Origin of the sequence: Aquabacterium humicola (assembly GCF_030167915.1) — a bacterium.
Classification (GTDB): Bacteria; Pseudomonadota; Gammaproteobacteria; order Burkholderiales; family Burkholderiaceae_C; genus Pseudaquabacterium; species Pseudaquabacterium humicola.
In genome coordinates, this window is sequence record NZ_JARGNB010000004.1 from 93,534 (window position 1) to 118,886 (window position 25,353).

Consider the following 25,353-nt stretch of genomic DNA (forward strand, 5'->3'; position numbering starts at 1 on the left):
CGCGACGCCCGATCAGGCTGGCAGCGCCGATGCGGCACGCCGCGCCAGCGACCAGGCGACCGCGCGCCGCGCCAGCGCCGCGGTGGCATCGATCACCGGCAGCGGCGAACGGTCGCGCGTCAGCACCAGCGGGATCTCGGTGCAGCCGAGCACCAGCGCCTGGGCGCCGCGCCGCGCCAGCGCGTCGGCCGCGCGCCGCAGCAGTCCGGCGCCACGCTCGAGCTCGCCCGACTTGACCGCGACGATGCCCGGCATCACCGCGTCGAGCATCTCACCGGCCGTCGGCATCAGCCACTGCAGCGCACTGCCGGCCGGCGTGCGGTTCGGGTACAGGCCGGCGGCCAAGGTGGCGTCGGTGGCCAGCAGGCCGATGCGGGCCGACGGTCCGGCGACTTCCACGGCTTCGGCCAGGGCCGCATCGACGAGGTGCAGCATCGGCAGATCGGGCAGGGCCGCCTGCAGCTCGTCGAACCACAGGTGCGCGGTGTTGCACGGCATCACCAGCAGCCCCGCCCCGCCCTCGGCGAGGCGCCGCGCGCTGGCCAGCAGCGCCGGCAGGGGCGACGCGCCTTCACCGCGAAACGCTGCTGTGCGGTCGGGCACCTGCGGAATCGACGCCACCAGCACCGGCACGTGCTCCTGGTCGGAGCGCGCCGGGGTCGCGGCGAGCATCTTGTGCAGGAAGTCCAGCGTCGCCGCCGGACCCATGCCGCCGAGCACGCCCACGAGCTGGCTCGAATCGCTAACGTCCATGAGAGGCGGCCACCGGTGCCCGGATCACATCGCCGGCTTGTCGGACAGCGCCTTCAGGTTGTCGCGCAGCTCCTTGCTCATCGGCGCGTTGAGGTTGATGTTCTTCGGCGGGATCGGCGACTGGAACCACTTCTTGTACAGCGCCTCGAACTCGCCGCTCTTCATCAGCCCGGCCAGCGTGTCGTCGACCAGCTTCTTGAACGCCGGATCGTCCTTGCGCAGCATGATCGCGTAGGGTTCGACCTGGATCGCATCGCCGACCACCGCCCACTCGGCCGGGTTCTGCGCACTGGCCTTCAGGCCGTACAGCAGGATGTCGTCCATGCCGAAGGCGTCGGCGCGGCCCTGCTGCACCATCAGCGCCGACTCGGCGTGGTCCTTCGCGGCCAGCAGCTCGAAGTTCAGGGCCTGCTCGTTGTTCAGGCGGCGAAGGATCTGGTAGTTCGTCGTGCCGGTGGTCGACACCACCTTCCTGGCCTTCAGGTCGGCCAGCTGCTTGACCGGCGAGTCCGCCTTCACCAGGAAGCGCGTGCCGGTGTAGAAGTAGTTGGTCGCGAAGGCGACCTGCTTCGCCCGGTCGGCATTGTTGGTGGTCGAGCCGCACTCGATGTCGATCGTGCCGTTGACCAGCAGCGGGATGCGGTTCTGCGAAGTCACCGACTGCGTCTGCACCTTGAGGTCCGCGCGGCCGGTGGCCTTCTTCGCCTCGGCGACGATGCGCTGGCAGATCTCCCAGCCGAAGCCGGTGGGCTGGGCGTTGCCGTCGAGGTAGGAGAACGGGATCGACGACTCGCGGTACGCGACGGTGATCGCCCCGCTGGCCTTCAACTTGTCGAGCGTGCCGGTGCCCTGGGCATGGGCGGCCGGCACCAGCGCGGCGAGCAGGGCGGCGATGGCGGTCAGGCGGGGAAGCGTGCGCATGCTGGGAGGTCCTTTCGTTGCTGAAGTGAAGAGCACGAGGAAACGAAGGACCCGATGCTAGAAGCTCCGCCCAACCCGGCGCGATCGGGATTTGCCTTGCTGCCATAAGTCAGCCTTATCGGCCATCGGGACTGCTGCTGCTGTCGCCGCGCGGTTACGTCCGGCAAGCACTTTCCGGGTTCCCCCTGCTTGTCGCCGGAAGCCGCCAAGTCAGGATTCGCCCCGCGCAGTTTGGGCGTTACGACACCCGGCCCGCGCATGGCACTGCTGGCTGCGGCGATCCCGCGGCCGGGCAGCCCTTTTCACTTCCGTCGAATCCCATGAAACAGACCCAACTCTCTAGGCTCCCACTGGCATCCCTCGTCACGGCCGCCTGCCTGGCCGGACTGTTCAGCACCTCGGCCATGGCCGGCAGCGCGCAGCCCGCGCTGACCTCGGCATCGAGCCAGGCCGCGTCGTCGCGCATCGAGGCGACCGACCAGCTCATCATTCGATATCGAAAGGGCAGCACGGCCTTCCTGCGCGGCGACCTGATGGCGATGTCCAACGCCCACGCGATCGCCAACCGCGCCGGCGTGCAGATGCGGCTGCTGCGCCGCACCGGCGCCGACGCGCACGTGATGAAGCTCGACCGCCGCGTCGGCCTCGACAGCCTGCAGGCGCTGGCGCGCCAGCTGCAGGCACAGGACCCGGACATCGAGTACGTCGAGCCGGACCGGCTGATGAAGCCGATGCTGGTGCCGAACGATTCGATGTACTCCAGCCAGTGGCACTACTTCGAGCCCACCGGCGGCCTGAACCTGCCCGCCGCGTGGGACGCGTCCACCGGCACCGGCGTGGTCGTCGCGGTGATCGACACGGGTTACCGCCCGCATGCCGACCTCAGCGGCCGCATCGTCGGCGGCTACGACATGATCGCCGACACGGCGACGGCCAACGACGGCAACGGCCGCGACAGCGATGCCCGCGATCCGGGCGACGCGGTGGCTGCCGGCGAGTGCGGTGCCGGCGAGCCGGCCGATACGAGCTCCTGGCACGGCACGCACGTCGCCGGCACGATCGCCGCGGCGACCAACAACGGATCGGGCGTGGCCGGCGTCGCGTTCAACGCGCGCGTGCTGCCGATCCGCGTGCTCGGCAAGTGCGGCGGCTATACCAGCGACATCGCCGACGGCATCACCTGGGCCTCGGGCGGCAGCGTGCCCGGGTTGCCGGCGAATGCCAACCCGGCGCGCGTGCTGAACCTGTCGCTCGGCGGCGGCGGCGCCTGCGACAGCACGACGCAGGCGGCGATCAACGGCGCACGCGGTCGTGGCGCGGTGGTCGTTGTCGCCGCCGGCAACAGCAACCAGAACGCGGCGAACTTCTCGCCGGCGAGCTGCTCCGGCGTCATCACGGTCGCCGCGGTGAACCGCTCGGGCGGGCGCGCGTACTACTCGAACTACGGCAGCATCGTCGACGTCGCCGCGCCCGGCGGCGATACGCGCTTCAGCAGCGCCGACGGCATCCTGTCGACCCTGAACGCCGGCACCGGCGCTCCGGCCGGCGACAACTACGCGTACTACCAGGGCACGTCGATGGCCACGCCGCACGTGGCCGGTGTCGCGGCGCTGATGCTGTCGAAGAACCCGGGCCTGACGCCGGACCAGGTCGAGAGCCTGCTGAAGAGCACGGCACGGGCGTTCCCGGCCACCTGCTCGCAATGCGGCGCCGGCATCGTCAATGCGGCGGCGGCCGTGGCGGCGGCGGGCGACCCGGGCGGCGGCGGCACGACGATCGCCGAGGTCGAGAGCAACAACTCGCGCAGCGCCGCACAGGTGATCCCGTCGACGGCCAATCCGGCCACGGTCAACGGCACGCTGTCGTCGAGCGACACCGACTACTACGCGGTGACGCTGGGAGCGGGCAAGACACTGACCGCGACCTTGACGCCGCCGTCGACCGCCGACTACGACCTTTACCTGTACAACAGCGCCGGCACGCGCATCGCCAGCAGCACCCGCAGCACGGGGCTGGTCGACACCGTGACCTACAAGAACACCGGCACCGGCTCGATCACGGTGTACGCGCGGGCCTACTACTACTCGGGCGGTTCGGGCGGCTACACGCTCAAGCTCTCCCAGTGACCTGAGCGACGCGAATGGAAGGCGGCCCGCGGACCGCCTTCCTCGCTTCAGGCCAGCACGAACTCGCGCAGTCGCGCGAAGGCCGCCTCCGGCTCGTCGCGCCACGCGCCGTGGCCCGACTCGGCGAAGACCGCGAGCTGCCGCCACTCGGGCGGCAGCGCCGCGAAGATGTCCTGCGAATCCTGCAGCGGGCACACCGGGTCCATCGCACCGGCCATCACCAGCACCGGGCATTGCGCGTACTGCAGGCCCGGCAGCAGGTCCATCGTCTGCTGCTCGCCGCCGGCCGAGGCAAAGAGGATCGCCTCGTTGAAGAGGATGCGCTCGCCGGCGTCGGAATCGGCGGGCGGGCGGGTGTTGTACCAGCGCTTGCAGACGCGGTTGTACTCGGCCCAGTGTTCGGCGTTCGGCTGCGTCCAGAAGGCTTCGGCCACCGCGCGCGCCTCCGGCCCGCCGAGCTGCTCGAACATCGCCAGCTTGCGCTCCAGCGCCATGTGCGGCGAGGTGCTCGACAGCACCACCTTTGCTGCGTGCGCGGGATGGCGCGCGATGTAGCGCTGCGCGACGAAGCCGCCGAAGGACTGGCCCAGCACAACGGGCTTCGTGATGCCGAGCGCATCGCACAGCCGCACGACGTCGTCGGCGAAAGTGTCCAGCGTCCACTCGGCCTCGGACCGGCGATCGCTGCGGCCATGGCCGCGGTGGTCGTAATAGACGATCTGCGCGATGTCGGCCAGGCGCGAGAAGGCCGGCTTGAAGCCCGAGTGGTCGTAGCCCGGGCCGCCGTGCAGCAGCACCAGCGTCGGCTTCTCGCGCAGGCGCGGGCCGTCGGGCACGAAGCCGGGGCCCTCGACGTCGACGAACAGGCGCACGCCGGGTTCGATGGTGATCAGCACGGTGCGGCGCTCCTCGGGAAATCAGGCCGGCGATTGTGCGCCGGCCGGCATCGCCGCCCGCCCGCCCACGGCCGGTCAGCGGTCGCCGCGAACGACAGTGACAAACCGCACTCCGGGCGCTTGCAGCAATCGTCTCGGCATGCGGGGGCCTGCTGCCTACATTGTTCTCAGCCCGGCGCGAATGTCGTACCGGCAACAGCAACAGCAGCAGGAGCCCCCATGAACGCCTTCTTCGACAACCTGTGCATCGCGGTCCTCGTCGTCGTCTTCGGCCTGGTCGCTCCGGCCATGACGATCGCCGTGATCGGCGGCCTGTTCTGAACCTCGACCCCAGACACCAGGAGACATCGCCATGAACGCCTTCTTCGACAACCTGTGCACCGCCGCCTTCGTGCTCTGCTTCGGCCTCGTCGCCCCGCTGATGGCGCTGCCGCTGTTCGGCGCGATCTTCTGAGCGCCAACCTGCGCGAGGTCGCGCGCCAGGCGCGCGAGTCGAACCGCCCCCGCTGCTGCCGGCGCGCCTACCAGGCCGCCGGCAGTTTCTTGTGGATCACATGGCGGCCGTCGCGCACGCTGACGTAGCCGCCGGTGCTCAGTTCCTTCATCACCCGGTTCACCATCTCGCGCGACGAACCGACGCGGTCGGCGATGTCCTGCTGCGTCAGCTTCTGGCGCACCACGCGCTCGTCGCCGACCGGGTCGGACAGCTCCATCAGCACCCGCACCATGCGGCCGTAGACGTCCTGCAGCGCGAGGCTCTTGACCTGCTCGGTCAGGCGCCTGACCAGGCGGCTCAACTTCAGCGCCAGGTGCACCGCGAAGTCGGGATGGTCGGCGAGGAACTGGCGCAGCTGCACGCCGGGCACCACGCGGCAGGTCGTCGGCTCCAGCGCCATCACCGAGGCCGAGCGCTTGCCGCCATCGAACGACAGCTCGCCGAAGTACTCGCCCGGGCCCATCTCGCCGAGCACGACGTCGCGCCCTTCCTCCGAGCTGGCATAGGCCTTCAGGCGGCCCTGCAGCACGATGTACAGCGAGTCGGTGTCGTCGCCTTCGTTGATCAGGATCGCGTGCGCCGGGAAACTGCGCACGTTGCCCTGGCGACCGATGTCATCGAGCAGCGACCGCGAGATCGCGTCGTCGATGGGAGGGGACTGCATGGCCGCATTGTGGAGTGATGCGGCCCGGCGATCAATGCGATCAGGGGGCCGCGGCCTCGTCACTCGTGATGAGCCTCGGCGCCGGCCGGCCGCCTTCAGCCGTTGCGGTCGACGCGCACCGCCAGCACCACCGAGGTGTGCGTCTTGATCACGCCGTCGAGCTCGCCGATCTGGTCGAGCAGTTCGTCCAGGCGCACCGTCGACTCGGCCTTCAGGATCGCGATGTAGTCGAACTCGCCGCTGACCGAGCTCAGCCACTGCAGCTCGGGCAGCTTCTGCAGGCGCCGCACGACGTCGCGCCCGCTCTTGGGCTGCAGCCGGATGCCGACGTGCGCCTGCACCGCCGGCGCGCCGGCCGACGAGCCCAGGCGCGCGGTGTAGCCGACGATCGCGCCGTCGCGCTCGAGCTTCGCGAGCCGCGCGACCACGGTGGTGCGCGCGATGCCGAGCTTGCGCGCGAGGTTGGCGGTGCTCTCGCGGGCATTGGCCTGCAGCAGCGTGATGAGGTCCCGGTCGATGGTGTCCAGCGCCATGGTTCAGTCGTTCCGGCGAACTTGTCCGACGAATCGGCAGCATCTTATTGTTTTTCGACGATCTCGCGCTTTCTTTCGTCCGCCCGGATTCCTAGACTGCGCGCATTCGTTGTCATCACGGAGTGCAAACCATGCGCATCGCCCTGCTCGGCGCCGGCCATATCGGCCAAACCATTGCCCGCCTGTTGGGAGACAGCGGCGACTACCAGGTCACGGTGGTCGACCGCAACGAGGCGGCGCTGGCGCGCTGTGCAGGGCGCGGCATCTCGACGCAGGTCGTCGACACCGAAGACCGCATGGCGCTGGCCGCCGTGCTGCGCGGCCAGGATGCCGTCGTCAACGCGCTGCCGTACCACCTGGCGACCACCGCCGCGCACCTGGCGCTGGAAACCGGCTGCCACTACTTCGACCTGACCGAGGACGTCGCGGCAACCAAGGAGATCATGCGCATCGCCGACGGCGCGAAGACCGCCTTCATGCCGCAGTGCGGCCTGGCGCCGGGCTTCATTGGCATCGTCGCGCACCACCTGGCGAAGAGCTTCGATTCGCTGCAGGACGTCAAGATGCGCGTCGGCGCGCTGCCGGCCTTCCCGACCAATGCGCTGAAGTACAACCTGACCTGGAGCGTCGACGGGCTGATCAACGAGTACTGCCATCCGTGCGAGGCGATCAGCGACGGGCAGCTGATCAACGCGCTGCCGCTGGAAGGCCTGGAGCACTTCTCGCTGGACGGCACCGAGTACGAGGCCTTCAACACCTCGGGCGGCCTGGGCACGCTGTGCGAGACGCTGCAGGGCAAGGTGCGCAGCCTCGACTACAAGACGGTGCGCTACCCCGGCCACCGCAACCTGATGCAGTTCCTGCTCGGCGACCTGCAGTTGAAGGGCGACCAGGAGCTGCTGAAGGGCGTGATGCGGCGCTCGATGCCGGCGACGATGCAGGACGTGGTGCTGGTCTTCGTCACCGTCTCGGGCATGAAGAACGGCTCGCTGCTGCAGGAAGTGTTTGCGCGCAAGATCTTCGCCGACCGCAACGAGCAGAACCCGCTGTCGGCGATCCAGATCACCACCGCCGCCGGCATCTGCGCGGCGGTCGATCTGTTCCGTGAGGGCAAGCTGCCGCAACGCGGCTTCATCCGGCAGGAACAGGTAGAGTTGCCGGCCTTCCTGGCCAATCGCTTCGGCAGCGCGTATCAACAGTCGCGGCAAGTCGAGAGCATTGGCTGACTCCCAAGAGGACCGCATGACCCCCGCCCAATTGCTCAGCACGCTCGGCGTGCCCGCCGCCGCATTCGCCCAAGGTGACTCGGCCAGCAATATCTCCGCCCGCTCCCCGATCGACGGCCAGATCCTCGGCCGCGTGGCCGACGCCGGCGCCGACGCGATGAACGCCGCGATCGAGCGCGCGCACGCCGCCTTCGAGACCTGGCGCACCGTGCCGGCGCCGCGCCGCGGCGAGCTGGTGCGCCTGTTCGGCGACGAGCTGCGCACGCACAAGGCCACGCTGGCCGCGCTGGTGACGCTGGAAGCCGGCAAGGTGACCAGCGAAGGCGAAGGCGAAGTGCAGGAGATGATCGACATCTGCGACTTCGCGGTCGGCCTGTCGCGCCAGCTGCACGGCCTGACGATCGCCAGCGAGCGCCCTGGCCACCGCATGATGGAGCAGTGGCATCCGCTGGGCGTCGTCGGCGTGATCTCGGCCTTCAACTTCCCCGTCGCAGTGTGGGCCTGGAATGCCGCGCTGGCGCTGGTCTGCGGCGACTCGGTGGTCTGGAAGCCGTCGGAGAAGACGCCGCTGACGGCACTGGCGACGCAGGCGCTTTTCGAGCGCGCGGTGACGCGCTTCGGCGCCGACGCCCCGGCGCACCTGAGCCAGGTGCTCAACGGCCGCGCCGCGACCGGCGAGGCCCTGGTCGATCACCCGAAGGTGGCCCTCGTCTCGGCCACCGGTTCCACCCGCATGGGCCGCGCGGTCGGCCCGCGCGTCGCGGCGCGCTTCGGCCGTTGCCTGCTCGAGCTCGGCGGCAACAACGCGATCATCGTCACGCCGTCGGCCGACCTCGACATGGCCGTGCGCGGCATCCTGTTCGGCGCCTATGGCACGGCGGGTCAGCGCTGCACGACGACGCGCCGCGTCATCGCGCACACCAGTATCCACGACGAGCTGGTGGCCCGCCTCGACCGCGCCCGCAAGAGCCTGAAGATCGGCGACCCGCGCGAGAGCGGCGTGCTGATCGGCCCGCTGGTCGACCAGGCCGCCTTCGACGGCATGCAGGCCGCACTGGCCGATGCCCGCGCACAGGGCGGCACGGTCGCCGGCGGCGCCCGCGTGCTCGCCGATGCGCAGCCGGACGCGTACTACGTCGAACCCGCGCTGGTGCAGATGCCGGGTCAGACCGCGGTGGTCTGCCACGAGACCTTCGCGCCCATCCTCTACACGCTGCGCTACGAGTCGTTCGACGAGGCGATCGCGCTGCAGAACGCGGTGCCGCAAGGCCTGTCGTCGGCGATCTTCACCAACGACCTGCGCGAAGCCGAGACCTTCCTGTCCGCCCGCGGTTCGGACTGCGGCATCGCCAACGTCAACATCGGCACCTCGGGCGCCGAGATCGGCGGCGCCTTCGGCGGCGAGAAGGAAACCGGCGGCGGCCGCGAGTCGGGTTCCGACAGCTGGCGCGCCTACATGCGCCGCACGACGAACACGATCAACTACTCGCGCGCGCTGCCGCTGGCGCAGGGCGTCAAGTTCGACGTCTGAACGGGCCGCCGCCCTGGGCGTCTCGGTCCTCGACAGCCGCGCGCTGAACCGCGCGCTGCTGGCGCGCCAGCACCTGCTGCAGCGCGCGTCGCTGCCGGTGGTCAAGGCCATCGAGGCGCTGGCCGGGCTGCAGACGCAGGCGCCGAACCCGCCCTATGTCGGGCTGTGGACGCGGCTCGAGGGCTTCGAGCGCGGCGCGCTGCAGGCGGCGCTGATCAAGCGCCGTGTCGTGCGGCTGGCGCTGATGCGCGCCACGCTGCACCTGGTCAGCGCGCGCGACGCGCTGGCCTGGCGCACGCTGCTGACGCCGGTGCTCGAACGCGGCGTGCAGGCCAGTCGCGGCAAGGCGCTGGCCGGCCTGACGCAGGCCGAGGTCGCCGCCACCGCACGGCCGCTGCTCGCGGCCGCACCGCTGAACGGCGCGCAGCTCGGCCTCGCGCTGCAGCGGTCCTGGCCGGACCGCCCGGCCGATGCGCTGGCGCAGGCCGCGCGCGCCCAACTGGCGCTGGCGCAGCTGCCACCGGCGGGGCTGTGGGACGAGCACCGCAGCGCGCCGCTCGGGCTGCTGGACGACTGGTTGAAGCGGCCCCTGGCCACCGACACGCCGGCGGATGCGCTGGTGCTGCGCTACCTCGCCGCGTTCGGGCCCGCCAGCCCGCGCGACGCGATGGTCTGGTCCGGCCTCACCGGCCTCGGCGCGGTGTTCGAACGCCTGCGGCCGCGACTGAAGACCTTCCGCGACGAGCAGGGCCGCGAGCTCTTCGACCTGCCGCGCGCGCCGCGGCCGGCGGCGCAGACGCCGGCGCCGATCCGCTTCCTGCCGGAGTGGGACAACCTGCTGCTGTCGCACGACGACCGCAGCCGCGTGCTGGCGCCGGCGCACAAGGCCCGGGTGTTCACGAACAACGGCATCATCCGCGCCACCATGCTGGCCGACGGCTTCGTCGCGGCGCACTGGCGCATCGAGCGCGACGGCGCGTCGGCGACGCTGTGCATCAGCCCATTGCGCACGCTGGATCGCGCCGAACGCGACGAGGCGCGCGGCGAAGGGCTGCGGCTGCTGGGCTTCGTCGCGCCGGACGCCACCAGGAGCACGGTGCGCTTCGCTTGACCGGCGCGTCGCGGCGATCCGCCCGCCGCAGCCGCCACCTGAAAGAATGCACTCCCGGCCGCCGCCCGGCCTGCATCCGCCTCAGGAGCCGTAACCGTCATGAGCGTCGACAAGATCCTCGACCCCCTGCTCGGCCCGTCCGACAAGGGCTTCCCTCAGCAGGCACCCGCGCTGCCGCGTTCGCAGATCGGCGCGCAGGGCTGGAGCGTGATCGATGGCGACCTGCCGCTGCCTTTGGCCGTCATCAGGCAGCGCGAGCTGGCGCACAACCTCGGGTGGATGCAGCGCTTCTGCGATGAGCGCGGCATCGCGCTGGCGCCGCACGGCAAGACGACGATGTCGCCCCAGCTCTTCCGCCGCCAGCTCGACGCCGGCGCCTGGGGCCTGACGCTGGCCACCGTCGGCCAGGCACGGGTGGCGATCGAGGCCGGCGCGCGCAACATCCTGATCGCCAACCAGGTGCTCGCCGAAGCCGACCTGCGGTCGATCGAGTGGCTGAAGCGGCGACACGCCGACCTGCGCCTGCTGTTCCTCGTCGACTCGGCCGCGCAGGTGGCGCTGATCGAGGCGCTGCAGCCCGACACGGCGTTCGAGGTGCTGGTCGAGGTCGGCGTGCCCGGCGGCCGCACCGGCTGCCGCACCCGCGACGATGCGCTGGCGCTGGCCCGCCGCGTCAAGGCCAGCCCCGCGCTCGCGCTGGCCGGCATCGAGTGCTACGAGGGCCTGGGCGCGCAGGCCGGCGACGCGCAGGACCGCCAGTACGCCGACGCGCTGATGCAGCGCTTCACGGAAGTGGTGCTGAGCGCCGACCGCGAGCGCCTGTTCGAGCGCGACCAGATCGTCCTGTCGGCCGGCGGCTCGGCAATCTTCGACCTCGTCGTGCCGGGACTCAAGCCGCAGCTGGCGCGGCCGGTGCTGGGCCTGCTGCGCTCGGGCTGCTACGTGACGCACGACCAGGGCAACTACACGCGCCTGGTCTCGCTGGTGAACCGCCGCATCGGCTGCGACGACACGCAGGGCCTGCAGCCGGCGATGGAGCTGTGGGCCACGGTGCAGTCGCTGCCCGAGCCGGGGCTCGCGATCCTGGCCGCCGGCAAGCGCGACATCTCCTACGACCTCGGCATGCCGATCCCGCTGCAGTGGCTTCGGCGCGGCAGCCGCGCGCTGCAGCCGGTGCCGTCGGACTGGCGCATTCCCGGCATGAACGACCAGCATGCCTACCTGCGCGGCACGCTCGGTGACCTGGCGGTCGGCGACCGCGTGGTGCTGGGCCTGTCCCACCCGTGCACCACGTTCGACAAGTGGCGCTGGATGCCGGTGGTCGACGAAGGCTACCGCGTGGTCGACGCCATCGTGACCTGCTTCTGAGGACGCGAGACCCCGCACCCCCGATTCGAGGTGCAGACCGCACAGTCGGCGCCCCGCGGGGCCCTCCTAGAATCGCGCCGCGCCGACGCGCCACCACCGGCCAGGACAAGGCGCAGGGGAGGGAGAGATGGATTTCCAGAACACGATGCCGCTGCCGCCGATGGCCGCGGCCCCGGCGGCCCCGGCCGCCGCCCGCATGCGCGCCGAAGCGCCCCGCCATGGCGGCGAATCGCTGCCGCTGCAGTTCACCGGCTCGGGCAGCGAGTACTTCCGCATCTGGATCGTCAACCTGCTGCTGACGATCGTGACGCTGGGCTTCTACCACCCGTTCGCGAAGGTGCGCCGGCTGCGCTACTTCCACGGCAATACGCTGGTCGGCGGCCACGCGCTGGGCTTCCACGGCGACCCCTGGAAGATGCTGCGCGGCTACGTGCTGATGCTGGTGTTCGGCGCGGTCTATGTCGGCGCGGGGCAGTTCTCGGCGCTGGCCGGCGCGATCGCCGGTGCCGCGTTCGCGCTGCTGTGGCCGGCGCTGTGGCAGTCGTCCTTGCGCTTCCGCCTGGCCAATACCAGCTGGCGCGGGCTGCGCATGCGCTTCTCGGGCGACCTGGCCGGCGCCTACGGCGCGATGCTGCCGCTGCTGTTGCCGCTGGCGGTGATGCTGCTGACCTCAGCCGGCGTCGGCCAGCCGGGCAGCAAGCCGTCGATGCTGCGCCTGACGGTCGCCGGCCTCAGCACGGTCGCGCTGATGCTGCTGGTGCCCTGGACGCTGGCGCGCATCAAGCGCTACCAGCATGGCCACTACGAGCTGGCCGGCGAGCGCACCGAGCTCGATGCACGCACGCGCTCGTTCTACGGCTGGGCGGTCGGCACGCTGCTGGTCAGCCTGGTGCCCCTGGCGCTGGTGTTCGCCGGGCTGTTCCTGATCGCGCCGTCGAATGCCGGGCGCATCGGCGGCGACGTGATGCTGCGCAACTCGGGCCTGTTCGTGCTGCTGCTGCTGGCCGGCTACCTGGCGATGTTCCTGGTCTCGCAGTCGTGGGGCGTCGCCCGGCTGCAGAACCTGGTCTGGAGCCATACCCGCTCGCCGCGCCTGCGTTTCCGCAGCCGCCTGGGCACGCTGGCGATGATGGGAATGCTGCTGAAGAACCTGGTGCTGACGGTGATCACGCTGGGCCTGTACCGGCCGTTCGCGGTGGTCGCGATGACACGGCTGCGCCTGCACGCGGTCGGCATCGACGCCGCCGGCGACATCGAGCAATGGAGCGCCGCGGCGATCGCCCGCGGCACGCCCGAGGCCGCGGGCGACGCCGCCGGCGACCTGCTCGGCATCGACATCGGCCTCTGACGCGGTGAACGCGCCTGCGCCGCCGGCCCTCGCCGCCGACTACTTCGACGGCCACAGCGCCCGCGCCCACCCGGTGCGGCTGACGGTGCAGGGCCGCCTGCTGCACATCGACGGCGACGGCATCGCGCGCCAGGTGCCGCTGCGCCGCGTCAGCTGGCCGGAGCGCCAGCGCCACGGCGCACGCCAGGCCTATCTGCCGGACCACGGCCTGATCAGCAGCGCCGATGCCGCCGGCTGGGATGCGTGGGCGGCGCGCAGCGGCCTGCGCGAGGGCCTCGCCGCGCGCTGGATGCAGAGCTGGCGCGGCGTGCTGGTGGCGCTGGTGCTGTTCGTCGGGGTGATGGTCGGCGGCTGGCGCTGGGGCCTGCCGGCCGCGGCGCACGGCCTCGTCGCGCTGACGCCGGCGAGCGTCGATGCGCAGCTCGGCGCGCTGGCCTTCGAGCAGTTCGAGGGCCGTTTCCTGCAGGCGTCGAAGCTGAGTCCCGAACGCCAGGCGGCCCTGCGCGCGCGCTTCGAGGGGGCGGTGAAAACGGCGGTGAAAACGGCGCACGCCGCCGCGCCCACCCGCGGCACCGCGACGCCGCTGCCGGCGTGGACGCTGCACTTCCGCGCCACGCCCGACAAAGGCGGCCTCGGCCCCAATGCCTTCGCGCTGCCCGGCGGCCACATCGTCGTCACCGATGCGCTGGTCGACCTGCTCGCCGACCGGCCCGACGTGCTCATCGGCGTGCTCGGCCACGAGCTCGGCCACGTGCAGCATCGGCACGGCATGCGGTCGCTGGTGCAGGTGGGGCTGCTGACGGCGGTGTCCTCGCTGGTGCTGGGCGACTTCTCGTCGCTGCTGACCGCCGCGCCGGTGCTGCTGGGCCAGGCCGCCTATTCGCGCGGCTTCGAGTTCGAGGCCGATGCCGACGCGGCGCGGCTGATGCGCGCCAACGGCCTCGACCCCGGCGGCTTCGCGGTGCTGTTCGAGCGCCTGCGCGGGCTGCAGCAGCGCGACCAGCGGGGCGCGGTCGAGCTGCCGATCGGCCTGGCGACACATCCGCCGGATGCCGAGCGCGTGCGGCGCATGCAGGCCGCGACGGCCGAGCGCTGAGCCTCGCCCGGCCGCGCGCGGCCCCGGCTGAATAAAATCCGCCGTTTGCCTTTGCAGCCCAGCGCGACCGCCATGAACCACTCCACCCTCACCGCCCTGTCGCCGCTGGACGGCCGCTATGCCGGCCGCATGAGCACGCTGCGCCCGCTGCTGTCGGAGTTCGGCCTGATGCACCGCCGCGTGCAGGTCGAGGTCGAGTGGTTCATCGCGCTGACCGACGCCGGCTTCGACGAGCTCAAGGCCCTCGGCGAGGTGTCGCGCGGCTACCTGCGTTCGCTGGTGCTGCGCTTCAGCGAAGCCGATGCGAAGGCGATCAAGGACATCGAGAAGGTCACCAACCACGACGTCAAGGCGGTCGAGTACTGGCTGAAGCAGCGGTTCAAGGGCCATGCCGACCTCGAGGCCGCGGCCGAGTTCGTGCACTTCGCCTGCACCAGCGAGGACATCAACAACACCAGCCACGCGCTGATGCTGAAGGCCGCGCGCGAGCAGGTGCTGCTGCCGGCGCTGGACGCCGTGATCGACCGCCTGCGCACGATGGCCCATGCGCAGGCCGCGCTGCCGATGCTGAGCCGCACGCACGGCCAGACCGCCAGCCCGACCACCGTCGGCAAGGAAGTCGCCAACGTCGTCGCGCGCCTGCAGCGCGCGCGCGAGCGCATCGCGGCGGTGCCGATGCTGGCGAAGATGAATGGCGCGGTCGGCAACTACAACGCGCACCTCGCCGCCTACCCCGAGTTCGACTGGGAGGCCTTCAGCTGCAAGGTGGTCGAGCAGCGCCTCGGGCTGCAGTTCAACCCGTACACCATCCAGATCGAGCCGCACGACTACATGGCCGAGCTGTTCGATGCCCTCACCCGCTGCAATACCATCCTGATCGACTGGTCGCGCGACGTCTGGGGCTACATCTCGCTGGGCTACTTCAAGCAGCGGCTGAAGGAGGGCGAGGTCGGCTCGTCGACGATGCCGCACAAGGTCAACCCGATTGACTTCGAGAACGCCGAGGGCAACTTCGGCCTCGCCAATGCGCTGCTCGCGCACCTGGCGCAGAAGCTGCCGATCAGCCGCTGGCAGCGCGACCTGACCGACTCGACGGTGCTGCGCAACATGGGCAGCGCGGTCGGCTACGCGCTGCTGGGCCTGGACTCGCTGGCCCGGGGCCTCGACAAGCTGGAGGTGCATGCCGGCGCGCTGGCCGGCGACCTCGACGAGGCCTGGGAAGTGATGGCCGAGGCGATCCAGACCGTGATGCGCCGCCACGGCCTGCCCGAGCCCTACGAGCAGCTGAAGACGTTCACCCGCGGCCAGCCGATGACGCGCGCGCTGATGCAGGGTTTCATCGAGGGCCTCGCGCTGCCGGCGGCCGACAAGGCGCGGTTGCTGGCGATGACGCCGGCGAGCTACACCGGCCTGGCCGAGACGCTGGCCCGGCGGATCTGAGCGCCGGTCAGCCGGCCGTCCGGTCGCCGTCGGCGCGCCAGCCGAACAGGCAGCTCTCGCCGAACTGCTCGCTGTGCACCCGGCCCTCGGGCTGCAGGCCGATCGAGGTCAGCACCTTGGCCGACGCGGCGTTGCCCGGCGCCGTCGTCGCCAGCACGCAGCGCATGCCGAGCGCCTCGCGCGCATGCTGCAGGCAGGCCGCGGCCGCTTCGCGCGCGTAGCCGAAGCCCCGGTAGGCCGGCAGCAGCGCATAGCCGATGTCCGGCGCCGGCAGGTTGTCGCGCTGGGTCAGGCCGCACATGCCGACCAGCTCACCGTCGTCGCGGCGGGCCATCGCCCAGAAGCCGAACCCTAAGCGCCGGTAGTTCTCGACCAGGCGCTCGCGGATGTAGCTGCGCGCGTCTTCTTCCGAACGGATGCCGCGGTCGCCGATGTTGGCGATCCACGCCGGGTCGGTCAGCAGCGCATGGATGAAGCCGGCGTCGCCTTCGTCGAATTCGCGCAGGTGCAGGCGCTCGGTGGACAGGATCAACATGGCCCGGATTCTGGCGCGGGACAATCGGGGTCCCGCCCGCCCGCACCAGCCCCCGCCCGCCGATGAAATTCACCGCCGCCCTCGCCGCCGCCGAACGCCGCCACGACTCGATGCTCTGCGTCGGGCTCGACCCCGAACCGTCGAAGTTTCCCGGCGCCTGGAAGGGCGATGCCGGCCGCACCTTCGACTTCTGCGCCCGCATCGTCGACGCGACCAAGGACCTGGTGAGCGCCTTCAAGCCGCAGATCGCGTACTTCGCCGCGCAGCGCGCCGAGGACCAGCTCGAGCGCCTGATGGCGCACATCCGCCGCGTCGCGCCGGACGTGCCGGTGATCCTCGACGCCAAGCGCGGCGACATCGGCTCGACCGCCGAGCAGTACGCCCGCGAGGCCTTCGAGCGCTACCAGGCCGACGCAGTGACCTTGTCGCCGTTCATGGGCTTCGATTCGATCGAGCCGTACCTGCGCTACGACGGCAAGGGCCTGATCCTGCTGTGCCGCACCTCGAACCCCGGCGGCAGCGACCTGCAGGCGCAACGCCTCGCCGACGGCACGCCGCTGTACGAGCACATCGCGCGGCTGGCCGCCGGGCCGTGGAACCGGACCGGCCAGCTCGGGCTGGTGGTCGGCGCGACCTACCCCGCCGAGATCGAACGCGTGCGCGCGATCGCGCCGACCTTGCCGCTGCTGATTCCCGGCATCGGTGCACAGGGCGGCGATGCCGCGGCGACCGTGAAGGCCGGGCTGCGCCGCGATGCCGCCGGCGCGAGCACCGGGCCGATCATCGTCAACTCGTCGCGCGCGATCCTGTACGCGTCGTCGGGCGAGGATTTCGCCAGTGCCGCGCGCGCCGCGGCCGACGAGACGCGCCGCACGCTGGCCGCCGCGGCACGCTGAAGGCCCGGCGGCACGCCGAAGGCCCCCCGGCATAACGTCCAAATCATCACGCCCCGGCTCGTGCGGACCGGCTAATCCCGGGCATCCGGCGCGCGGCATCCCTGCGACACTCGCGCCGCGACAACCCGGAAGTTTCAAGGCGTGCCGCCCGAGAACCCTCCCCACCAGGCCTTGCGGGCCGCGATCCTGCGCGGCTTCTTCATCGCGGCCGCGGCCGCGGCGGTGGTCGGCTTCCTCAGCCACCTGCTGCGACTGAAGGCGCTGACCGCGCCCGGCCTGCTGCTGGCCGCGGGCTACGCGGTGCTGGCCGTCGGCAGCGGCGCGGCGACACGGCTGGCCCCGGCGCAGGCGCAGCGCGCGCTGCTGGCAGTGGCCGTCGGTGCGCTGGTCGTGATGGGCTCGGCGGCACTGGCCACCGGGCTGGGCCTGCAGTCGCCCGGGCTGCTGTTCTTCGGCCTGCTGGCCTGCCTGGTCTGCGCGGTGGCCGAAGGGCGCCAGGGACCGATGACCGCCGCCGGCGCCACGGCCGTGCTGGCGGTGCTGATCGCCGCCGAGGCCAGCGGTTTCCTGCCGCCGGGCGGCGATTCGCTGCCGCCGCTGCCGGTGCGGGCCCTGGTGCAGCTGGCCGCGGTGGGCATCGGCGCCGGCGCCGGCCACATGATCCGCCGCCTGGTGCTCGCGCACGGCCACGACGCCGGCGAGCGCGAGCGGCGCTTCCGCGGCCTGCTCGGCATCGCCGCGTCGGCCTACTGGGAAACCGATGCGCAGCTGCGGCTGGCGCACGTCTCGCAGCGCGATGCGCACGGCCAGTTCGTCGCACTGCGCGCGCTGCCGCGCCGGCCGGCCTGGGACCTGCCGGAGCTGCAGTTCGACGACGACCTGCTCGACACGCTGCGCGCCGACATGGAAGCGCGCGAGACCTTCCGCGACGTCGCGCTGACCTGGCGCGCGCCGAACGGCGACCTGCGCCACTTCCTCGTCAGCGGCGAGCCGCGGCTGGATGCCGAAGGCCGCTTCACCGGCTACTGGGGCGCCGCGCGCGACATCACCGCCGAGCGCCGTGCGCGCGAGACCCTGCAGGCCACCGAGCTGCGCCACGAGGAGCTGTTCAGGCGCACGCCCTCGCCGCTGGTGCTGCACCGCGATGGCGTGGTGATCGACGCCAACCCGGCCGCCGCGGCGCTGTTCGGCTTCGACTCGGCGCAATCGATGCAGGGCGCCGACCTGACCGCGATGCACCCGCCCGGCGATGGTGCGCTGCGGGCGCGCGAACGCCTGTCGTGCATCGCGCAGCTGGCGCCCGGCGAGGCGCTGCCGCCCTTCGACGACGAGATCGTCACCCGCGGCGGCCGCACGCTGCAGGTCACCGAGACCGCGGTGCGCGCCGATGCGCAGGACGAACCGGCCACGTTGTCGATCTACGTCGACGAGACCTCGCAACAGGCCGCCGAGCGCGCGCTGCGGCGCTCGCAGGCGCTGCTGTCGCAAGTGGTGTCGATGAGCCCGGACGTCATCACGCTGACCGACCTGCAGACCGGCCGCTACGAGATGGTCAACGCCAGCTTCGAGCGCCTGACCGGCTGGACCGAGCCCGAGGTGGTCGGCCGCACCGCGCTGGAGATCGGCATCTGGCGCTCGCTCGACGACCGCCAGCACCTGATGCAGCAGCTGGCGCAGCACGACGCGGTGAGCGACGTGCCGGTCGACTTCGTCGGCCGCGACGGCCAGATCGTGCCGCTGCTGGTGTCGGCGGCGCGCTTCGCGCGCGACGGCCGCGGCTACCTGGTGATCAACGCGCGCGACATCACCGAGACCACCCGCACGCGGCTGGAGCGCGAGGCCATCCTCGACAACGCGTCGGTCGGCATCGCCTTCACCCGCGAGCGCCAGTTCGTGATGGTCAACCCGTGCTTCGAGCAGATGTACGGCTGGCCGCCGGGCGAACTCGTGGGCCAGCCCGGCCGCGTCGTCTGGCCGAGCGACGACGCCTACGCGGGCCTCGGCCAGTCCGTCGCCCCGCTGCTGCGGCGCGGCGAGCAGGTGGAGTTCGAGCGCGTCGCCATGCGCCGCGACGGCAGCACCTTCACCGTGCGCATGCGCGCGAAGGCGATCGACCCCGACCGGCCGGGCGAGAACGGCACGATCTGGATCGCCGAGGACGTCACCGCGCAGCGCCAGGCCGCCGAGGCTCTGGCCCGCGCGCGCGACGAGGCCGAAGCCGCCAACCGCGCGAAGAGCGCGTTCCTCGCCAATACCAGCCACGAGATCCGCACGCCGCTGAACGGACTGGTCGGCCTGGCGCGGCTGGCGCGCATGCCCGATGTCGAACCCGGCCGGCTGCGCCAGTACCTGGAGCAGATCGGCGCGTCGGCCGAGACGCTGTCGGCCATCATCTCGGACATCCTCGACCTGTCGAAGATCGAGGCCGGCAAGCTCGACGTCGAGGCCGCGCCCTTCGACCTGCTGGAGCTGCTGCACTCGCTGCAGCAGGCCTACTCGGCGCTGGCCGACAGCCGCGGGCTGGAGTTCAGCGTCGAGATCGATCCCGGCCTCGCGCCGGTGGTGCGCGGCGATGCGCTGCGGGTGCGGCAGATCCTCGCCAACTTCCTGCACAACGCGCTGAAGTTCACCAGCCACGGCGCGCTGCGGCTGGTGGCGCGGCGGCTGGTGGCGCGGCCGGGCGACAACGGCCACGGCCTCGACGACGGCGGTGACGATGGTGATCAGCGCACCGACCACACGCTCGACGACTGGGTGCGCTTCGAGGTGCACGACACCGGCATCGGCATCGACTCGGCGATGCAGCAGCGCCTGTTCCAGCCCTTCACGCAGGCCGACGAATCGATCACGCGGCGCTTCGGCGGCACCGGCCTCGGGCTGTCGATCTGCCGCGAGCTGGCCGAGCTGATGGGCGGCCAGGTCGGCGCCGAGAGCCAGCCCGGCCGCGGCAGCTGCTTCCATGCCGAACTGCCGCTGCCGCCGATCGACGAGCTCGACGCGTCCTCCGGGCACGGCGCCTTCGAGCATGACCCGCTGCGCGGCGCGCGTGTGCTGCTGGTCGAGGACAACGCGGTCAACATGATGATCGCCGCGGCGATGCTCGAGCAGTGGGGCGTGCAGGTCGGCCAGGCCGCCGACGGCCCGCAGGCGCTGGCGGCGATCGAGCGGGCGGTCGAAGCCGGCCAACCCTACGACGCGGTGCTGATGGACGTGCAGATGCCCGGCATGAGCGGCTACGAGGCGACGCGCCGGCTGCGCGAGCGCTGGTCGCTGCTGCAGCTGCCGATCATCGCGCTGACCGCCGCCGCGCTGACCAGCGAACGCGAACGCGCCGCCGAAATCGGCATGAACGATTTCCTGACCAAGCCGATCGACGCCAACCGGCTGCGCACGACCTTGCAGCGCGTGCTGGCGGCGGGCGAGCTGGCGTCGGACCTGAGCTGACGCGTGAAAGACGCGTCAGTCCGGCGCGCCTCTGTCCCGCCGGGCTGCCCCAAGGGACTGATCCCCCTTGGGGGGACCGCGCCGCAGGCGCGTAGGGGGCCACTCACCCGGCGATGCCGACCTGCAGCGTGCCGACGTACCCGTCGGTCGCATTGCCGCTGAGCGTCGCCAGCTGCGTCGCATACCCATCGCTGAAGATGTTGTCGCTGGCGAAGCTGGTGCGCCCGAGGTTGCGCAGGCTGCTCGCGTAGCCGCTGGTGTTGTAGACCGTCGTGCAGACGTCGGTCGGGAAGGCGATCTGCGAGGTCTTCAGCTTGTTCGAGAAGTTGGTCGCGGTGGTGGTGCTGCGGTAGACCTCGAAGTGCATGTGCGGCATGCGGCCGTCGTAGCAGCCGGGGAAGATGGTCTGGAACACCGCGATGCCGTCGCTGCCGGTGGCCTGCACGCCGCGCAGGTAGTTCTGGCTGGCGACAGCGGCCGAGTACATCGAGTAGTAGCCGTCGCGGTCGCAATGCCACAGGTAGATCGCGTAGCCGGCCAGCGACGCGCAGGACGCGCCGGTATTGACCAATTGCAGGCGCATCGTCAGCGGCACGCCGGCCGCCGTGCCGCTGGCGCCGGCGATGCTCGAACGGATGTCGCTGCGCACGATGCCCGACAGCATCAGCGCGTTGGCAATGCCGCCGTTGCTGGCGTTCGAGCCGTCGCCCGGGTAGGGGCCTGCCGTCTCCTCGGGGATCACGCTGCAGGTGGTGGTGGTGCCCGTGCCCGTCCCGGTCCCTGTGCCGGTACCCGTCGACGTGCCGGTGCCGGTGCCGGTGCCGGTGTCGGCGCCAGTCGTGGTCGTGCTGCCGTCGTCGCCACCGCCACCGCAGCCGCCCAGCATCAGCGCCGCGGCGCCGGCCCCGCCGCCGAGCCAGCGCAGCAGGCGGCGCCGGTCGGCGCTCTGGCGCAGCAGCGTATCAAGGTCGGCGGCGAGGCCGAGGTGGTGGGCATCCTGGGGATCGTGGCGGGGCATGTGGCGGGCTCCGGGGGGGCGTTGAACGGCACGACGGCCGCGATGCCGCTCACTGTGGCCGGCGCCGGTTGCTGGCCGTGGCGATCCGATGTGTCGGCGCCGACACAGTTGCAACGGCGGAGCGCCGCGCCCGGCGCGCCCAGGGGCCGCGCGGTTCAGGCCGGCAGCAGGCGCAGGCAGGCGCGCAGGCCGCCTTCCGGCCGGTTGGCCAGCGCCAGGCTCGCGCCGTCGCGCTCGGCGAGGTCGCGCGCGATCGCCAGGCCCAGGCCCTGGCCGACCCCCTGGTCGTGAAGGCGCACCCAGGGTTCGAAGGCACGCGCGATCTGCTCGGGCGGGATGCCGGGGCCGTCGTCGTCGATGCACAGCTCGACCGCATCGCCGTCGCGCCGCGCATGCAGCCGCGTGCGGCCGCCATGGCGCAGCGCGTTGCCCACCAGGTTGTCGAGCACGCGGCGCAGCGCGACCGGTCGCGCGCGCACCAGCAGCGCCTCGGCCGGCACCTGCAGTTCCACCGGCTGGCCCTGGTCGGCCAGGTCATCGGCCAGTGCCTGCAGCAGCGCCTGCAGGTCGATGCGTTCGGGCGCGCCGGCGCGCTGCTCGCGCAGCACCGCCAGCGTGTCATCGAGCAGCGCATCGATCGCCGCGATGTCCTGCGCGGCGGCCGCGCGCTGCCCGGGCGGCAGCGCTTCGAGGCGCAGGCGCAGCCGCGTCAGCGGCGTGCGCAGGTCGTGCGACACGGCCGCCAGGTGCAGCCCGCGCGCGTCGAACTGCTCGCGCAGCCGCTGCGCCATGCGGTTGAACAGGCGCGCGGTCTCGCGCACTTCCGTGGTGCCGCGCTGCTCGTCCAAGGCCGGCAGCGGCTCGCCGCGCGCCAGCGACTGCTGCAGCGCCTGCGCCGCATCGGCCATGCGGCGCATCGGCGCCGCCAGCCAGCGCGCGCCCAGCGCGGCGCCGAAGGCGATGACCGCGGCGCGCAGCAGGTAGTCGAGCCAGAGGAAGGCGCGGCTCGACGGGCCGCCCGGCGGGGGACCCGCACGGGCATCGAGCGGTCCCCCGGGGCCTGGCGGCGGCCCGTCGCGCCCTCCTGGCGGCGGACCAGGCGGCGGACCAGGCGGCGGCCCCGGCCGCGCCGCCGGGTCGCCCATCGGCGGCAGCGACGGCAGCACCGGCAGCCGCGCCGGGTCCAGGCGCTGCAGCGGGGCCGTGCCGCCGCCCGGCTCGGTCAATGGCACCGACAGCGCATAAGCCACCAGGTGAGCGGCCACCAGCGTCGCCCACATCAGCAGGAACAGGCGCAGGAACAACGTGTCGAAGCGCCGCATCGTCAGTCGGCGCCGGGCCGCCCCAAGCCGACGGCGCCCCTCGCGGGCCGCGAACGAAGTGCGCTGGGGGCGGACATGCTCAACTTCAGCGCTCGTCGACCGGCGTCGCGTCCAGCAGGTAGCCCGCGCCGCGCATCGTGCGGATCAGCGGCGCGCCGCTGCGTTCGCCCAGCTTGCCGCGCAGCCGCGAGATCGCGAGGTCGATGCTGCGTTCGGACGCCGCCGCGGTGCCCGCGCCACCCTGCGTCAGCTGCAGCAGCCGCTCGCGCGACAGCACCTGGCCGGCATGGTCGATCAGCGCGCCGAGCAGCCGGAACTCGGTGGCCGACAGCGGCACCACGGTGCCGTCGGCCGAGCGCAGTGCGCGCTGCAGCCGGTCGAAGCGCCAGCCGCCGAAGGCCACCACCGCGCCGCTGGCGGCCGCCACGGCGTGGCCGCGCCGCAGCACCGCGCGGATGCGCGCGACCAGCTCGCGCGGCTCGAACGGTTTCGGCAGGTAGTCGTCGGCGCCGATCTCGAGCCCCAGCACGCGCGAGATCGGGTCACCCTGCGCGGTCAGCATGATCACCGGCAGCGCCGGCCGCTGCTGCTTGATCCAGCGGCACAACACGAGGCCGTCGTCGTCCGGCAGCATCAGGTCCAGCAGCAGCAGGTCGACGTCGGCCGCGGCGGCGCGGCGGCGGAACGAGGCCCCGTCGGCCAGCGCTTCGACGGCGATGCCGTGCTGCTGCAGGAAGTGGACCAGCAGCGTGCGGATGTCCGCGTCGTCGTCGACCAGCAGGCAGCGGGTCATGGGAGGCCGCCGGGCCGGTGCTTTTCGGCGTCAGTCCAGCGCCACTTCCGTGCGCACCGTGCCGGCGCGGTCCGCGCTCGCGGTCAGCGCCAGGTGCGTGCCGCGGGGCGCCTTGACGATCCACTCGGCCACCGCGCGGTCGGCGGTGATCTCCTTGCTCGGCAGGAAGGCCTGCAGCGAGTTCTTCGGCGCATGGCCGTCGAGCTGCGGACCGACGATGCGCTGCTTGCCCGACACCAGCGCGACGCCGGGCGGCAGGTGCAGCTCGAAGACCACGCCGCGCGCGGTCTTGCGCTCGATCGCGCGCTTGGTGACGTTGGACGGCAGGTAACCCGCATTGGCCACCGCGAAGCGCACGCGCCAGGTGTCCGGGCCGAGCGCCCGCACCTCGGTGCGCAGCACCTCGAGCTTCGGCAGGCTCAAGGCCAGCTGGGTCAGCCACGCCGGGAAGCGTGCGGCCTCGCGCTCGCGCAGGTGCGGCGGCGGGTTGCGCCAGTAGTTCAGCCGGTCCCAGCCGCCGAGCTCGATCATGCCCAGCTGCGGATGGCGGAACGGGTACCACTGCACGTGCGCGTTGCCGCCGCACTGCTCGTCGCTCCACTTCAGCAGCTTCAGGTCGTCCTCGGGCGGGTGGTCGCGGTACCAGTGGATCCAGTCGTAGTCCGTGATGCCGGCTTCCTTGTTCGGCGCCCAGATCTCCACCGTCCAGAACAGCGCGCCCAGGTGCTCGTACACCCAGTCCTGCGTGCCGGTGATGATCTCCTTCGGGTGGTACTTGAACTCGTGGAAGATGCTGATCGCCGGGTAGCCGGTGAGCTTCTCGCCGAGCGCTGACAGCCGCTTGTAGATCCACAGGTCCTCGGGCGTCATGTCGTCGTCGCTCTGCGTGCCCATCGGCCGCAGGATCACGCCCGAGTGCGTGTGGAAGCTGACCGCCGCGCCGACGTTCGGATGGCCGGACAGGAAGTCGACCATCGCGCGCACCTCGGGCTCGCTGGTCGGGTACGGGCCGGCGCCGAGCTGCTCGAACTCCTGGCGCCAGTACGACGGGAAGTTGCGGTTCAGGTCGAGGCCTTCGCGGTTGGGGTTCACCGAGATCTGCAGGCCGTCGTAGTGCGTCAGCGTGCCCTCGGGCATCACGCGGTAGTACTGGCCGCCGAATTCGCCGGGCTCGCGCGGCACCATCAGTCGCGCGTCGTCCGGGTGGCACTTCCAAGGGCCGTGCGGATCGGGGATGCGCATGTGCAGCACGCGGCCGTCGCCGTCGATGTCCTCGACCGTCAGGCCCTCGACCGGGTCCTCGTCGAACGGGTAGGGCCGCGTCGACGAGCGGATGTGGCGCGGCTTGTCGGCCAGCGCCAGCTCGGCGCCGTCGGGGTTCAGGCGCGGGCAGATGTAGATCGCGCGTGTGTCCAGCAACTGCGTGACCTGCGCGTCCTTGCCGTAGCCCGAGACCAGCTGGTGCAGCCAGTACAGGCAGGCGGTGGACGCGGTCAGCTCGCCGGCGTGGATGTTGCCGTCGACCCAGAACGCGGGCTTGTCGCGGTCGCTGCCGGTGGCAGCGCTGGTGACGGTGACGATCCAGATGTCGCGGCCTTCATGGCTCTGGCCGAGCGATTCGAGCGTGATCAGCTCGGGGCGCGCGGCGGCATAGTCGCGCAGCAGCTGGCCGAGCTCGGCATGGCGGTAGAAGGTGTCGAAGCGGGGGGTGGGCAACGCGGGCATTGGCGGGCGGCATCGTTCGGGACGAAGCTGGCGAGTTTCGCGCAAGACGGCGCCCCTCGTTCGCGGGGTACGGCGCCCGATCCCGCGCGGGGATGCACGGGCCGGCTCGGG

20 protein-coding genes are annotated in these 25,353 nt (G+C 71.8%); 10 read left to right on the forward strand and 10 right to left on the reverse strand.

Features of this window, described 5'->3' with window-relative positions; genetic code table 11:
• Window positions 1-12: 12 nt before the first annotated feature.
• Entirely contained in the window at window positions 13-753 is a 741-nt protein-coding gene (cuyB, locus tag P1K89_RS19310) for a cysteate racemase (protein WP_284618129.1), read from the reverse strand.
• Window positions 754-777: 24 nt separating this feature from the next.
• A complete protein-coding gene (locus P1K89_RS19315) occupies window positions 778-1,674 on the reverse strand; it encodes an amino acid ABC transporter substrate-binding protein (RefSeq protein ID WP_284618130.1) in 897 nt (298 codons plus the stop codon).
• A 320-nt stretch (window positions 1,675-1,994) separates the two neighbouring features.
• Between P1K89_RS19315 and P1K89_RS19320 the strand changes: the two genes are divergently transcribed.
• The gene (locus tag P1K89_RS19320) at window positions 1,995-3,800 is read left to right on the forward strand and encodes a S8 family peptidase (protein WP_284618131.1); all 1,806 of its coding nucleotides are present in this window, start codon (window positions 1,995-1,997) and stop codon (window positions 3,798-3,800) included.
• A gap of 47 nt (window positions 3,801-3,847) precedes the next feature.
• On the opposite strand, the gene P1K89_RS19325 is transcribed toward P1K89_RS19320, so the two are convergent.
• The 3 genes from P1K89_RS19325 to P1K89_RS19335 form a co-directional block, all read right to left on the reverse strand.
• Window positions 3,848-4,696, reverse strand: coding sequence for an alpha/beta fold hydrolase (locus P1K89_RS19325; protein ID WP_284618132.1), 849 nt, complete (start codon window positions 4,694-4,696; stop codon window positions 3,848-3,850).
• A gap of 521 nt (window positions 4,697-5,217) precedes the next feature.
• Entirely contained in the window at window positions 5,218-5,856 is a 639-nt protein-coding gene (locus P1K89_RS19330; protein WP_284618133.1) for a Crp/Fnr family transcriptional regulator, read from the reverse strand.
• Window positions 5,857-5,951: 95 nt separating this feature from the next.
• Window positions 5,952-6,389: an Lrp/AsnC family transcriptional regulator gene (locus P1K89_RS19335; protein ID WP_284618134.1), complete on the reverse strand. Its 438-nt coding sequence runs from the start codon at window positions 6,387-6,389 to the stop codon at window positions 5,952-5,954.
• 131 nt (window positions 6,390-6,520) lie between these two features.
• Between P1K89_RS19335 and P1K89_RS19340 the strand changes: the two genes are divergently transcribed.
• The 7 genes from P1K89_RS19340 (at window position 6,521) to purB (ending at window position 15,509) form a co-directional block, all read left to right on the forward strand.
• A complete protein-coding gene (locus P1K89_RS19340; RefSeq protein ID WP_284618135.1) occupies window positions 6,521-7,615 on the forward strand; it encodes a saccharopine dehydrogenase family protein in 1,095 nt (364 codons plus the stop codon).
• Between the two features lie 16 nt (window positions 7,616-7,631).
• Complete coding sequence (gene amaB / locus P1K89_RS19345; protein WP_284618136.1) at window positions 7,632-9,146, forward strand: L-piperidine-6-carboxylate dehydrogenase; 1,515 nt, start codon at window positions 7,632-7,634, stop codon at window positions 9,144-9,146.
• Window positions 9,147-9,243: 97 nt separating this feature from the next.
• Window positions 9,244-10,257: a winged helix DNA-binding domain-containing protein gene (locus P1K89_RS19350; protein ID WP_284618137.1), complete on the forward strand. Its 1,014-nt coding sequence runs from the start codon at window positions 9,244-9,246 to the stop codon at window positions 10,255-10,257.
• 99 nt (window positions 10,258-10,356) lie between these two features.
• Window positions 10,357-11,625 (forward strand): amino acid deaminase, encoded by a 1,269-nt coding sequence (locus tag P1K89_RS19355; RefSeq protein WP_284618138.1) that lies wholly within the window; start codon window positions 10,357-10,359, stop codon window positions 11,623-11,625.
• A gap of 127 nt (window positions 11,626-11,752) precedes the next feature.
• Window positions 11,753-12,973: a YjgN family protein gene (locus P1K89_RS19360; RefSeq protein WP_284618139.1), complete on the forward strand. Its 1,221-nt coding sequence runs from the start codon at window positions 11,753-11,755 to the stop codon at window positions 12,971-12,973.
• Window positions 12,974-12,977: 4 nt separating this feature from the next.
• Window positions 12,978-14,069, forward strand: a complete 1,092-nt coding sequence (locus P1K89_RS19365) for a M48 family metallopeptidase (protein ID WP_284618140.1) — start codon at window positions 12,978-12,980, stop codon at window positions 14,067-14,069.
• A gap of 72 nt (window positions 14,070-14,141) precedes the next feature.
• Complete coding sequence (gene purB, locus P1K89_RS19370) at window positions 14,142-15,509, forward strand: adenylosuccinate lyase (protein ID WP_284618141.1); 1,368 nt, start codon at window positions 14,142-14,144, stop codon at window positions 15,507-15,509.
• A 7-nt stretch (window positions 15,510-15,516) separates the two neighbouring features.
• On the opposite strand, the gene P1K89_RS19375 is transcribed toward purB, so the two are convergent.
• Window positions 15,517-16,044: a GNAT family N-acetyltransferase gene (locus P1K89_RS19375; protein ID WP_284618142.1), complete on the reverse strand. Its 528-nt coding sequence runs from the start codon at window positions 16,042-16,044 to the stop codon at window positions 15,517-15,519.
• A gap of 62 nt (window positions 16,045-16,106) precedes the next feature.
• On the opposite strand from P1K89_RS19375, the gene pyrF reads away from it, so the two are divergent.
• Window positions 16,107-16,940, forward strand: a complete 834-nt coding sequence (gene pyrF, locus P1K89_RS19380; protein ID WP_284618143.1) for an orotidine-5'-phosphate decarboxylase — start codon at window positions 16,107-16,109, stop codon at window positions 16,938-16,940.
• 171 nt (window positions 16,941-17,111) lie between these two features.
• Window positions 17,112-20,384, forward strand: a complete 3,273-nt coding sequence (locus P1K89_RS19385; RefSeq protein WP_284618144.1) for a PAS domain-containing hybrid sensor histidine kinase/response regulator — start codon at window positions 17,112-17,114, stop codon at window positions 20,382-20,384.
• 103 nt (window positions 20,385-20,487) lie between these two features.
• On the opposite strand, the gene P1K89_RS19390 is transcribed toward P1K89_RS19385, so the two are convergent.
• The 4 genes from P1K89_RS19390 to P1K89_RS19405 form a co-directional block, all read right to left on the reverse strand.
• Window positions 20,488-21,402 carry a dioxygenase family protein gene (locus P1K89_RS19390; protein ID WP_284618145.1) on the reverse strand — a complete coding sequence of 305 codons (915 nt, stop codon included), beginning with the start codon at window positions 21,400-21,402 and terminating at the stop codon, window positions 20,488-20,490.
• Window positions 21,403-21,557: 155 nt separating this feature from the next.
• The gene (locus tag P1K89_RS19395) at window positions 21,558-22,724 is read right to left on the reverse strand and encodes an ATP-binding protein (RefSeq protein WP_284618146.1); all 1,167 of its coding nucleotides are present in this window, start codon (window positions 22,722-22,724) and stop codon (window positions 21,558-21,560) included.
• Between the two features lie 85 nt (window positions 22,725-22,809).
• Window positions 22,810-23,517: a response regulator gene (locus P1K89_RS19400; protein ID WP_284618147.1), complete on the reverse strand. Its 708-nt coding sequence runs from the start codon at window positions 23,515-23,517 to the stop codon at window positions 22,810-22,812.
• A 30-nt stretch (window positions 23,518-23,547) separates the two neighbouring features.
• The gene (locus tag P1K89_RS19405; RefSeq protein WP_284618148.1) at window positions 23,548-25,242 is read right to left on the reverse strand and encodes a M14 family metallopeptidase; all 1,695 of its coding nucleotides are present in this window, start codon (window positions 25,240-25,242) and stop codon (window positions 23,548-23,550) included.
• Window positions 25,243-25,353 lie beyond the last annotated feature (111 nt).

Excerpts from the sequence above, each read along its gene's own strand:
- cuyB (WP_284618129.1), bottom strand. The coding sequence starts at position 753 with ATGGACGTTAGCGATTCGAGCCAGCTCGTGGGCGTGCTCGGCGGCATG.
- P1K89_RS19315 (WP_284618130.1), bottom strand. The coding sequence starts at position 1,674 with ATGCGCACGCTTCCCCGCCTGACCGCCATCGCCGCCCTGCTCGCCGCG.
- P1K89_RS19320 (WP_284618131.1), top strand. The coding sequence starts at position 1,995 with ATGAAACAGACCCAACTCTCTAGGCTCCCACTGGCATCCCTCGTCACG.
- P1K89_RS19330 (WP_284618133.1), bottom strand. The coding sequence starts at position 5,856 with ATGCAGTCCCCTCCCATCGACGACGCGATCTCGCGGTCGCTGCTCGAT.
- P1K89_RS19335 (WP_284618134.1), bottom strand. The coding sequence starts at position 6,389 with ATGGCGCTGGACACCATCGACCGGGACCTCATCACGCTGCTGCAGGCC.
- P1K89_RS19340 (WP_284618135.1), top strand. The coding sequence starts at position 6,521 with ATGCGCATCGCCCTGCTCGGCGCCGGCCATATCGGCCAAACCATTGCC.
- amaB (WP_284618136.1), top strand. The coding sequence starts at position 7,632 with ATGACCCCCGCCCAATTGCTCAGCACGCTCGGCGTGCCCGCCGCCGCA.
- P1K89_RS19355 (WP_284618138.1), top strand. The coding sequence starts at position 10,357 with ATGAGCGTCGACAAGATCCTCGACCCCCTGCTCGGCCCGTCCGACAAG.
- P1K89_RS19360 (WP_284618139.1), top strand. The coding sequence starts at position 11,753 with ATGGATTTCCAGAACACGATGCCGCTGCCGCCGATGGCCGCGGCCCCG.
- purB (WP_284618141.1), top strand. The coding sequence starts at position 14,142 with ATGAACCACTCCACCCTCACCGCCCTGTCGCCGCTGGACGGCCGCTAT.
- P1K89_RS19375 (WP_284618142.1), bottom strand. The coding sequence starts at position 16,044 with ATGTTGATCCTGTCCACCGAGCGCCTGCACCTGCGCGAATTCGACGAA.
- pyrF (WP_284618143.1), top strand. The coding sequence starts at position 16,107 with ATGAAATTCACCGCCGCCCTCGCCGCCGCCGAACGCCGCCACGACTCG.
- P1K89_RS19390 (WP_284618145.1), bottom strand. The coding sequence starts at position 21,402 with ATGCCCCGCCACGATCCCCAGGATGCCCACCACCTCGGCCTCGCCGCC.
- P1K89_RS19395 (WP_284618146.1), bottom strand. The coding sequence starts at position 22,724 with ATGCGGCGCTTCGACACGTTGTTCCTGCGCCTGTTCCTGCTGATGTGG.
- P1K89_RS19400 (WP_284618147.1), bottom strand. The coding sequence starts at position 23,517 with ATGACCCGCTGCCTGCTGGTCGACGACGACGCGGACATCCGCACGCTG.
- P1K89_RS19405 (WP_284618148.1), bottom strand. The coding sequence starts at position 25,242 with ATGCCCGCGTTGCCCACCCCCCGCTTCGACACCTTCTACCGCCATGCC.